Annotated in this window: 6 protein-coding genes; all 6 read right to left on the bottom strand. The window is 70.4% G+C overall.

What is annotated here, in order from left to right:
* Positions 1-51 precede the first annotated feature (51 nt).
* The 6 genes from OHA17_RS03920 to OHA17_RS03895 all read right to left on the bottom strand — a co-directional run bounded on the left by OHA17_RS03920 (position 52) and on the right by OHA17_RS03895 (position 10,703).
* The gene (locus OHA17_RS03920) at positions 52-1,176 is read right to left on the bottom strand and encodes a tyrosine-protein phosphatase (RefSeq protein WP_406504056.1); all 1,125 of its coding nucleotides are present in this window, start codon (positions 1,174-1,176) and stop codon (positions 52-54) included.
* A 163-nt stretch (positions 1,177-1,339) separates the two neighbouring features.
* Positions 1,340-6,568 carry a beta-ketoacyl synthase N-terminal-like domain-containing protein gene (locus OHA17_RS03915; RefSeq protein ID WP_406504054.1) on the bottom strand — a complete coding sequence of 1,743 codons (5,229 nt, stop codon included), beginning with the start codon at positions 6,566-6,568 and terminating at the stop codon, positions 1,340-1,342.
* Positions 6,569-6,648: 80 nt separating this feature from the next.
* The gene (locus OHA17_RS03910; protein ID WP_053723824.1) at positions 6,649-6,840 is read right to left on the bottom strand and encodes a ferredoxin; all 192 of its coding nucleotides are present in this window, start codon (positions 6,838-6,840) and stop codon (positions 6,649-6,651) included.
* A gap of 87 nt (positions 6,841-6,927) precedes the next feature.
* Positions 6,928-8,085 (bottom strand): cytochrome P450, encoded by a 1,158-nt coding sequence (locus tag OHA17_RS03905; protein WP_406510627.1) that lies wholly within the window; start codon positions 8,083-8,085, stop codon positions 6,928-6,930.
* Between the two features lie 112 nt (positions 8,086-8,197).
* Positions 8,198-9,256, bottom strand: coding sequence for a DegT/DnrJ/EryC1/StrS family aminotransferase (locus OHA17_RS03900; RefSeq protein ID WP_406504051.1), 1,059 nt, complete (start codon positions 9,254-9,256; stop codon positions 8,198-8,200).
* Between the two features lie 58 nt (positions 9,257-9,314).
* Positions 9,315-10,703 (bottom strand): glycosyltransferase, encoded by a 1,389-nt coding sequence (locus tag OHA17_RS03895; protein WP_406504049.1) that lies wholly within the window; start codon positions 10,701-10,703, stop codon positions 9,315-9,317.
* Between the last annotated feature and the right edge of the window lie 28 nt (positions 10,704-10,731).

Below are 10,731 nucleotides of genomic sequence, written 5' to 3'. Positions count from 1 at the left end.
GTCCGTCAGGGCTTCTCGGCCGGCAGGCCGACCAGTCGACGAGTCGGCCGGTCAGTCGACGAGCAGGGTCTCCCGCAGTCGCTCCAGGGCCTGCCTGCTCAGGCCCAGTCCGTCCTGGAGATAGGTGTCGAAGGCGCCGAAGCGGGCCTTGACCTCGTCGAAGGAGGTGTTCAGGTACTCGGCCCTGGCGTCCAGGATCGGCTTGAGGCGGGCGGCCATCTCGGGGGTCTGCTCGGCGAGGGTGGCGGCGTTCCGCGCCGCGAGGTAGTCGTTGGTGGCCAGGTAGTCCCGCAGGACCGTGTCGCGGTCCACGCCCAGGGCCGTGAGCAGGGCGGCGGTGGCCCAGCCCGTACGGTCCTTGCCACCCTCGCAGTGGTAGGCCAGCGGGGAGGAGCGGGGGGCGTTGGCGAGACTGAACAGCGAACGATAGGCGTCGAGCGCGGAGGGCCTGGAGACGAGCCACCGGTAGGAGCGGGTCATCATCCGCTCGGACGCGGCGGCCGTGGCGGGCATTTCACGCTTGACGTCGCCGCCGAAGACATCGGCGGCGATATAGCGTGCGCCCGCGGGCACGCGGTCGGGGTCCTCGGCGCGTTCGCCCGGCATGCGCAGGTCGACGTCCGTACGGATGCCCAGGCGCTGGAGCTTGGCCAGGTCGGCGTCGGTGAGCGCGTGCAGGTCGTTGGTGCGGTACAGCACGCCCATCTTCACCCACCGGCCGTCGGCGGTGCGGTGGCCGCCCGCGTCGCGGAAGTTGGGCGCGCCCTCCAGGTGTAACGAGCGGTCGGCGAGGGTGAGAGGGTCGCCCTGGTCGGGGACGAGGCGGAACCACTGCCGGTCGGCGGGGGGCAGTCCACGTACGGTGACGTCGGCCTCGGCGCCGCCGTAGGCCACGACCCTGTCCCCGACGTAGACGGTGACCGAACCGGCCGCGGGTGCCTTCCAGGACACGGCGAACGAGCCGTCCGGCCGCTGGGTGACCTTGGCGTCGGTGAACGGAATGCCGGGTGCGGTGAGTGATGTCTGCGGCGCGTGCCGGGGCGCTGTTCCGGCGGGCGCGGCGAGGGGCTCGGCCGAGGCGTGGGGCGCGGTGAGCCCCACCGCCGACACGGCGGCCACGAACGATACGGCGAGGTGGCGGGCGGCTTGCACCGCCGCCGTGGAATGGGAGTTCATGACGGGACTTTATGGCCCGAAATGATGCGGGATTTTCTAGTGTTGGCGCAGTGTGTCGGGCCCCGTAGGCAAGCGGGCCGCGCACGCCGGGCTCCCCGGCGTGCGCGGCCCGCTTGCCTACGGGTGGGTGCGGGGGCTTCGGAGAAGGCCCGCACCTCGACCGTCAGCTCTCCGCGTCCATCAGCTGGAACAGTTCCTCGTCGCTGGCCGATGCCAGGTCCAGTGCCCCACCGGGGCCGTCGCCCGTACCACCGCCGGCCCCCACCGTCGCGGCCGCCACCGCCTTCAGGCGTGCCACCGTCTCCTCCGAGACCTCCGTGCCGGTCATGAGCAGGTCCTCCAACTCGGCCACGATCGACTCCACATCGCGCACGGGGGAGGCGGGCCGCGCCGTGCTGCGCTCACGTACGAGCCGGACCACCGCATTCGGGGTGGGGAAGTCGTACACGAGCGTGGCCGGCAGTCGCATGTCCGCGGCCGCGATGAGGCGGTTGCGCAGTTCGACCGCGTTCACCGAGTCGATGCCCAGCTCCTTGAACGTGCGATTGCCCTCCTCGCCACGCATCTCCTGGCCGCCGAGCACGGCCGAGGTCTCGTCGAGAACCAGGGCCAGCACGAGTGCGTTCTGCGCGGCCTCGTCGAGGCCGGACAGGCGGGCGTCCAGCCCCGACGGCTCTTCACCGGCCGCCGTCCCGCCCATACCGACCGGGGCACCCCCGACACCTGCGGCATCCACGACGCCTCCGTAGGCAGCCAGGCCCGTCGGTCCCGCAGGAGTCGACGCCAGCCAGAACCGCCGCCGCTGGAACGCGTACGTCGGCAGCGGCACGGGCCGGGCCCCGGGCAGCACCGCGTCCCAGTCGACGGGAGCGCCATGGGCGTGCATCCGGGCGACTGCGGCGAGCAGGGCGTGCCGTTCCGACACTCCGGCGCGCAGGCTCGGCACCACGGCGGCCCCGGTCTGCGGGGCGGCCGACTCCATGCACTCGTCGATCATCGGCGTGAGCGTCGGATCGGCACCCAGCTCCAGGAACCCGGTGACGCGCTCGTCCCGTAGCAGGCCGATCGCGTCCTCGAAGCGTACGGACTGCCGCACGTGCCGCACCCAGTGGTCCGGGTCGAGTGCCTCCTCGGTGGTCAACGGGCGGCCGGTGACGGTGGAGACGACCCGAACGGCAGGCGCGGCGTAGGACAGCCCGCGGGCGACCGCGCGGTACTCCTCCAGCATGGGGCCCATCAGCGGCGAATGGGCCGCGACCTTCACCGCGATCCGCCGGGTCTTGTGACCGGCGGCGCGGAGCCGGTCGGTGAGCGCCATGAGGGGGGCCTCGGCGCCCGAGAGCACGACGGAGTTCGGCCCGTTGACGGCAGCGATCGATATGCAGTCACTCAACTCCGCCAGCCACGGCATCACTTCGTCCTCGGTGATGCGTACCGCCACCGTCCCGCCACCGGGCGGCAGCGCGGCCATGAGCCTGCCGCGGGCCGCCACCAGGGTGCACGCGTCCTGGAGGGAGAGCACACCGGCGACGTGGGCGGCGGAGATCTCGCCGAACGAGTGCCCCACCAGGTGATCGGGGACCAGGCCCCAGGACTCGAACAGCCGGTACAGGGCCACCTGGATGGCGAACAGCGCGGGCTGGGTGTAGGTGGTGTCGTCGAGGAGGGCTGCCTCTTCGGAGCCGGGAGCCGCCCACATCACCGAGGTCAGCGGCAGCGCCAGCAGGGGATCCACCGTGGCGCACACCTCGTGCAGGGCCTGCCCGAAGGCGGGGAAAGCCGCGGCCGCCGCGTGTCCCATGCCGGTGTGCTGGCCACCCTGCCCGGGGAAGGCGAAGGCCAGTCCGCCCGGCGCGGCATCGTGCAGGATGACGCCGGGGGCGCGCTCGCCACGCCCGAATTCCGCCGCTGCGGAAAGGAGTTGCGTCCGGTCGGAGCCGGTGACGACGGCCCGGTGCCGGTGCAGGTTGCGGGTGGTGGTCAGGGCGTGGGCGACGTCCTGGGCGCGCAGGTCCGGGTGGGCCGTCACGTGCTCGGCCAGGCGTTGTGCCTGTGCGCGCAGCGCCGCCCGGCTCCGGGCGGACAGCACCCAGGGCGCGGCCGGGTCGTCGGCCGGCTCCGGGACCCGCGCCGGCCCGGACGCACCCCGCGCCTCCTCCGGGGACTCGCCCGGCGCCTCCTCCAGGATCACGTGCGCATTGGTCCCGGTGAGCCCGAACGAGGACACCCCCGCCCGGCGCGTGCGTCCGCTCTCCCGTGGCCAGGGCTGAGCCTCGGTCAGCAGCCGTACCGCACCGGCGGACCAGTCCACCTCGGCCGAGGGGGTGTCCGCGTGCAGCGTCCGCGGCAGGACGCCGTGGTGCAGTGCGAGAACCGACTTGATGACCCCGACGACACCGGCGGCGGCCTGGGTGTGCCCGATGTTCGACTTCACCGACCCCAGCCACAACGGCTGGTCCACGGGGCGCTGTTGGCCGTACGTGGCCAGTAGTGCCTGGACTTCGATGGGGTCGCCGAGGGGCGTGCCGGTGCCGTGCCCTTCCAGGGCGTCCACGTCCTGCGGCGTCAGCCCGGCGTCGGCCAGGGCCTGGCGGATGACGCGTTGCTGTGCGGGCCCACTCGGCGCGGTGAGCCCGTTGGAGGCGCCGTCCTGATTCACGGCGGATCCCCGTACGAGCGCCATGACGCGGTGTCCGTTGCGCCGGGCGTCGCTCAGCCGCTCCAGCAGCAGCAGCCCCGCGCCCTCCGCCCACGCGGAGCCGTTCGCGGAGTCGGAGTACGGCATGGCGCGGGCGTCGGGGGAGAGCGCGCGCAACCGGGAGAAGTGTGTGAAGGGCGTCGGGGTCGCCATGACGGTGACGCCGCCGGCCAGCGCCAGGTCGGTCTCGCCGGACCGCAGGGACCGGCAGGCCAGGTGCAGGGCGACGAGGGACGAGGAGGAGGCGGTGTCGACCGTCATCGTGGGGCCTTCGAGCCCGTAGGTGTAGGCGATGCGCCCCGAGGTCGCGCTACCGGCGGTCCCGGTGGTGAGCATGCTTTCCCATGCGTTGGGCGTGGCGGACGCGTGGGCGCCGTAGCCGCGGTCCATCGCGCCGGCGAACACACCGGTACGGGTCCCCCGCAACGACTCCGGGGCGATGCCTGCCCGCTCGAAAGTCTCCCAGGCCGCTTCCAGGAGCAGCCGCTGCTGGGGATCGATCGCCGTCGCTTCCATGTCGGACAGGCCGAAGAAGCCCGCGTCGAAGTCGCCCGCGTCGCGCAGGAAGCCGCCTTCACGGGCGTAGGTGGTGCCCGGTTGGTCGGGATCCTCGTCGAAGAGCCGGTCCAGGTCCCAGCCACGGTCCTCCGGGAAGGGGGACATGGCGTCGGCCCCGTCGGTGAGCAGCTCCCACAGGGCCTCGGGGGAGCCGGCTCCGCCCGGCAGCCGGCAGGCCATGCCGATGATGGCCACCGGGTCGGCATCGTCCGGCGAGGTCCGACGCGGCTCTTCCCGGGTCGGCTCCTCCCGCTCGGCCAGGAGCCGCGCGACGGCCCGCGGGGTGGGGTGGTCGAAGGCCAGCGTGGTCGGGAGCAGGAGCCCGGTCTCCTCCCGGAGCAGATTCCGCAGCCGTACCGCGAGGATGGAGTCGAGGCCGAGCTGCCGGAAGTCGGCCTCGGGGGAGAACGGGACGGACGTGCCGTCCTTCCCGAGCAACCGGCCGACGCAGTCGCGCACGAGGTCCAGCGCCTCCTCGACCGTGTACGGCGGGATCGCGCCGAGCCGGGCCGGGACGGACACCTCCTCAAGGCCGGTGAGCAGCCCATGGAGCGCCCGGCGGTCGAGCTTCCCGGCGGGGGAGAGGGGAAGCTCGGGCACGGTGAGAAGTTCGAGGGGGATCTTGTGGTCGGCGAGGCCCAGCCGGTGCAGGAACGCGGTCACTTCGGTCAGGCCGATCGTGCGGTCCGCGTGGTCCGTCACGATCAGGCACGGGTACTCCCCGAGCCGGTCGTCCGGTGCGCCGGCCACGGCCAGCGGGCCCAGACCCGCAAGACCCGCGAGCACTCCCTCGACCTCGGCGGCGCTGAACTTCCGGCCGCCGGTGTTGATCAGTTCGGCGGTCCGGCCGTGCAGGGTCACCACTCCGTCGGCGCCGACGGCCGCGAGATCGCCGGTCCGCAGCCAGCCGTCCTCGGTGAGGGCCGAGCGCGTCAGCTCCGGCTCGCGGAAATAGCCGCGGAACATCCCGGGTGCCCGGTACTGAAGTTCACCGCTCTCGCCCGCCGCACACACCTCGCCGTTCTCGTCGACGACCCGCACGTCCGCACCGGGGACCGGCCGGCCCACGCTGCCGTCGGGGTCCTGGGCCCGGGTGCAGGAGCCGGTGCCGATCTCGGACATGCCCCACACCACGACCAGTTCGCAGTCGAGGACGCCGCGTACCTGAGCGGCGATCGCGGGCGCCAGGGCGGCCCCCGCCGTACGCACCTGGTGCGGCGCGAAGCCCGCCGGCTCGCCCGTCCTGGCTAGCTTGCCGACGACATCCCGCAGCTGGGCGGGTACCGCGAAGACGACCCGGGGGTCGTGCTCCCGCGCCAGTCCCAGGAAGCGGTCCGTGTCCCAGCCGGTGAGCAGCACCTGCCCGCAGGCGGCGAACAGCGCCGCGTGCATGGCTTGGAGACCGAACAGGTGGGTCATCGGGCAGGTCGTGAGGACCGTTCCGTCGAAGGCGTCGGCGGCCTCGGCGGTGACGGCGGCGGTGTTCGACAGCAGACCGTCGTGGCTGTGCACACACAGCTTGGGCCGTGCCGACGTCGTCCCGGACGAGGCGATCAGGACGAGCGGCTGGTCAGGGGTGACGTCCACCGGCCGGGGCCCGCTGCCCGCCCAGGCCGCCAGCAGCCCGTCCAGCGACTCGGCACCCGTCTCCTGACACGCCTCCTGCGATGCCCCGGTCAGCAGCACGCCGCGCAGTGACGGCACGCTCTCCACGAGCGAACGGGACGTCGCGGCACTCTCGCTCCCGGAGGCCGACAGAACGAACAGGACGGGTTCCGCCCGGGTCAGCAGCGCATGGACCTCGGAGGCCGTGGTGCCCTGGTGGACGGGCAGCAGCACCGCTCCGACGGCCGCGACGGCCAGGTGCAGGGTCTGAAACTCCCAGCAGTTCGGCAGCTGCACCGCCACCACGTCGCCGGGCGCGACGCCCGACTCCTGCAGACCGCGGGCCAGCGCGTCGACGTCCGCTCGCCACTGTGTCCACGTCCACGAGCGGTCCCCGTCGACGACGGCCACGGAGTCGGGAGCGGATCCCACGGCGGCCTCGAACACATCGGACAGCGTGTAGCCGCCCAGTACCTCCGCCGCGTCGGTGGGCGGCTGGATCACGTAGTCATCTGTGTGGACGGGCACCATCACTCCCGGGTCTCAAGCACTCTCGTCTGGTGGGGGGACAACGCCGGGGTGCGGAGCCGGGCTCCTGCCCCGGTCGGGCCTCAGCCCTCGTGCACGGTGATGGCCCGGGACGGGCACAGGGCACCCGCCAGTCGGGCCGTGGTCTCCTGGTCGGCGGTCGGGTCGGCGAGGAGGGTGACGAGTCCGTCATCGTCCTGGTCGAAGAGCGCGGGCGCGTTCAGCACGCACTGGCCCGCCCCCACACAGCGGTCGGGGGCAACGGTGATACGCATATCGATGTCTCTCCTGGTCTCTCCTGCGGTGAAGGTGGGCCCGCCCGGTGGTCGGTGGCACGCGCCCCGGACGGACGGGCCGGGCGGCTACCAGCGGACCGGAAGCTCGTGCAGCCCGTAGAGCACGCTGTCGTACTTGATGCTCAACCCCTCGACCGGTGTGGCGAGTTGGAGGTTGGGGATGCGCTCGAAGAGCTTCCGGTAGGCGACCTCCATCTCGATCCGCACCAGGTTCTGCCCCAGGCACTGGTGCACGCCGTAGCCGAAGGCCACGTGACTGCGGGCGGACCGGGAGGGGTCGAACGTGTGGGGGCATTCGAAGACGGACTCGTCGTGGTTGGCCGCGGCGACCAGCGGCACGATGCCTTCGCCCGCCTTGATGAGCTGGCCGGCGATCTCCACGTCCTCGACCGCCACCCGCAGGGACACCAGGTCGGCGACGGAGTGGAAGCGCAGCGTCTCCTCCACGGCCCGCTCGTCATTGATCCACTGGGGGTGCGTCAGCAGGGTGACCACGCCGAGCGCGATGTTGTTGGCCGTGGTCTCGTGGCCGGCGATGAGCAGCAGCATCAGCACGCCCGACAGCTCATGGGGGGCGATGACGCCGTTGGCCAGCAGTCGGCTCACCAGGTCGTCGCCGGGCCACTTCTCCTTGATGGAGATCAGTCGGTTGATGTAGCGCAGCAGTTCCTTGCCGGCCGTCTTGCGCTGCTCTTCGGTGGAGTTGCGGAGGGAGACCAGGACGCGGGTCCTGGACTCGAAGAACTCACGGTCCGTGGGCGGCACTCCGAGCAGCGAGGAGATCACCAGAGAGGGGATGGGCAGCGCGAAGTCGGCGACGAGGTCCGCGGTGTTGCCCGCGGCCAGCATCTCGTCCAGGCGCGCCTCCACCGTGCGTTCGATCGCGGGCCGCATCGCCCGTACCCGCCGCACGGTGAACTCCGGGATCAGGGCCTTGCGGAACCGGTCGTGGTCGGGGGAGTCCATCCCCACGAACCAGCCCGGGATCTGATCCTGCTTGGGCACTCCCACGGTCTCCCCGACGTTGGGGAATCCCTCGTGCTCGGGGTTGGAGCTGATCTTGGGGTTGGTCAGTACGGCGCGAACGTCCTCGTGCCGGGTGACCAGCCACACCCGCTTGCCGTCGGGCAGGTGCGAGAGGACCAGCCCCTGCTGGTCGCGGTAGTCGGCGTAATGGGGTGGTGGGAACGGCACGCCGGGTTGGCGCAGCGGAAATTCGACCATCGGCGAATCCGTCGTGTCCGTGGCCGGACCTGCCTGGGCCGAGGCCGGGCAGGTCCGCGGCACGGCCGGGCCTGTGTGCGTCATGGGTCGGTATCCCCTCTCGAACGGTCCGTCAGCTGGCGCCGTAGAACGCGCGGACCCTGTCGATGACGAAGTCCTGGTCGGCGGCCGTGAGTTCGGTGTGGGTGGGCAGATACAGCCCGTCCTCGGCAAACGCATGTGCCTTGAGCGAGGGCCAGTCGGGATGGAAGTACATGGGCTGTTGGCTCATCGGCTTGAAGAACAGCCGAGTCTCGATCGACTCACCGGCCAGGAACTCCCGTAGCTCCGCACGGCGCTCGGCCCGCAGGTCGTACATCCACAACACGTCCCTCGGCGGCATCAACGTGATACCAGGAACGCCGGCAAGGCCCTCGTCATAACGCCGCTCGATCTCCCGCCGGGTTTCGAGGATGTCATCGATCCGCTCGACCTGGGCGAGCGCAATGGCGGCCTGCATGGCCGTCATGCGGAAGTTGTAGGCGACCTTCTTGTGCAGGAAGCTGTGGTCCTTGGTGAAGGCCATGGCCCGCAGGTGCGCCAGTTGCCCGGCCAGCTTGGGGTCATCGGTGAGGCAGATGCCGCCCTCACCCGCCGTAATGATCTTGTTGGCGAACAGTGAATAGCACGCGATGTCCCCGACCGGACGGATGCCGTGGGCCTCGGCACTGTCCTCCACAACCCGCAGGTTGTACTGGTACGCAATATCCATCACGGCGTCCATATCGCAACGCCTGCCATAGATATGAACGGGCATCACGGCCTTCGTACGCGCCGTGATCTTCTCCTCGATGCGGGTGACATCGATGTTGAGATCGTCCCCGCAGTCCACGAACACGGGCGTCGCACCGGTATAGGTGACCGCCCACGCCGAAGCGATCATCGTGAACTCCGGGACGATGACCTCATCACCCGGGCCGATTCCCAATGCCCGCAGCGCGAGCGTGAGCGCCGCCGTCCCCGACGAACAGGAAACGCCGTGCGCGATCCCGTTGTATTCGGCGAAGGCACGCTCGAACCTCTGGACCATCGGGCCCTGAGAAGATATCCAGCCGTCCTCGACGGTGGTGGTCAGATACTCCAACTCCCTGCCGTCCAGAGCGGGCCTGGAAACCGGGTACTTGAAAGACATCCGCTGCCTCTTCCTGGTCTTCCTCGTGGTCCTGGTACGTATGTGGGTGCGCGCGGCCTTACGCCGGAGCCGGAGCCAGGGCCGAATGCCCGAGGATCAGCTCGGCAGCGGTCTCCCGGCCGCCGGCCGCACGCTGCAGGGCACCGAGCCGCTTCGCGTTCTCATGGAAGGAAGGGGTCTGAAGCACCCGCGTGAGCTTGTCGAGCACGTCGTCGACATCGATGTCCCGAGGCCGGTCGAGGGTCAGACTGATACCGAAGTCCCGGCCGCGGACGGCCTGGTCGTAGCAGTCCACCCACAACGGCCGGACCACGAGCGGCTTGCCGAAATACACGCCCTCGTTGTAGCCGTTGCCGCCACCGTGGGTGAAGAACACCTTCACGTTCGGATGGGCCAGCACGTCCAACTGCGAGGGCACCCAGTTCTCGATACGGAGATTCGCCGGCAAGGACTCCTTCGGCGGCAGCAGATGCTGCTGCTCCGACGGCAGCTTCCACAGCACCTGATGCCGACCCTCAAGCCGACGGGTGACCTCCACCATGGAATTGACCTGGTGCTGGGTGAGCCGGGTGATCGTCCCGAACCCCACATAGACGACCGAGGACTGCTCATCCAGCCATTGCGAGAGAACGTCGTCCTGTGATGCTTCCGGCAACGGCGGCACCATCGCACCGACCAGCCGCACCTTCTCCGGAATGTCGAAGGTATAGTCCAGCTCGGCGATCGAATTGCACAGCACCAGATCGGCGTGCTCGATGCGCGCCATCGGACTGAGCGGCCCGAGCCCGTGCGCCTTCCGCCGCTGGTTGTCCTCCGCGACCACCTTGCCCATCCGCGGCGTGCAGAACATCGCCAGCGTCCGCCACTTGAAGAGCGCGTTGCTCATCCGCTGGGCGGGTGTCATCGGGTGCGGCAGCCCCGTGTGCGGTACGGGGAAGTCCCCCGGCGTGTAGCCCTTGGAGAAGGGAGTGAACGCCGTCAGCACATTGCTCGGCACGAACGGCACACTCAGCACGAACGGAATCTTCCGAGAAATCGCCAACTCGATCCCGAAAGAACTGATGCAGTCGATGACCATCAGCGCCGGCCGCACCTCGTCGACAATGGTCGCCAGCTTACGGAACTTCTCCTCGTGCCGCCCCGGCTTGTAGGACTGCCGGATCACCGCGCGATGCGCCTTGAATCGCGAGGGCTGAGTGATCTCGCGATAGACCGCGTCGTCCCACGTCACCGCCGACAACTCGGTGACCACCTCACCCAGCGAGGCGAACTCAACCTCGGACCCGACCGATATCCGCTTCACATCCTCGCGCCGGGGCTCGTCGGTGGCGAACCAGAGATCCGGAACGTTCTGACGGGAGAGCTCTTCGGCGAGCACGAGCAGTGGATTGGCCAACCCGCTCTCCGGAAGACTGACGAAGAGGATCGGCCGTCGGGCGGATTCCATGGATTCCCTTTCACGCGGACGGATGGGG

The organism is Streptomyces sp. NBC_00212, assembly GCF_045206365.1.
Taxonomy (GTDB): Bacteria; Actinomycetota; Actinomycetes; order Streptomycetales; family Streptomycetaceae; genus Streptomyces.
The sequence above is the reverse complement of the archived record's forward strand: the minus strand, read 5'-3'. Positions and strand labels throughout refer to the sequence as shown.

Coding starts and splice junctions, on each gene's coding strand:
- OHA17_RS03920 (WP_406504056.1), bottom strand. CDS start 1,176: ATGAACTCCCATTCCACGGCGGCGGTGCAAGCCGCCCGCCACCTCGCC.
- OHA17_RS03915 (WP_406504054.1), bottom strand. CDS start 6,568: ATGGTGCCCGTCCACACAGATGACTACGTGATCCAGCCGCCCACCGAC.
- OHA17_RS03910 (WP_053723824.1), bottom strand. CDS start 6,840: ATGCGTATCACCGTTGCCCCCGACCGCTGTGTGGGGGCGGGCCAGTGC.
- OHA17_RS03905 (WP_406510627.1), bottom strand. CDS start 8,085: ATGGTCGAATTTCCGCTGCGCCAACCCGGCGTGCCGTTCCCACCACCC.
- OHA17_RS03900 (WP_406504051.1), bottom strand. CDS start 9,256: ATGTCTTTCAAGTACCCGGTTTCCAGGCCCGCTCTGGACGGCAGGGAG.
- OHA17_RS03895 (WP_406504049.1), bottom strand. CDS start 10,703: ATGGAATCCGCCCGACGGCCGATCCTCTTCGTCAGTCTTCCGGAGAGC.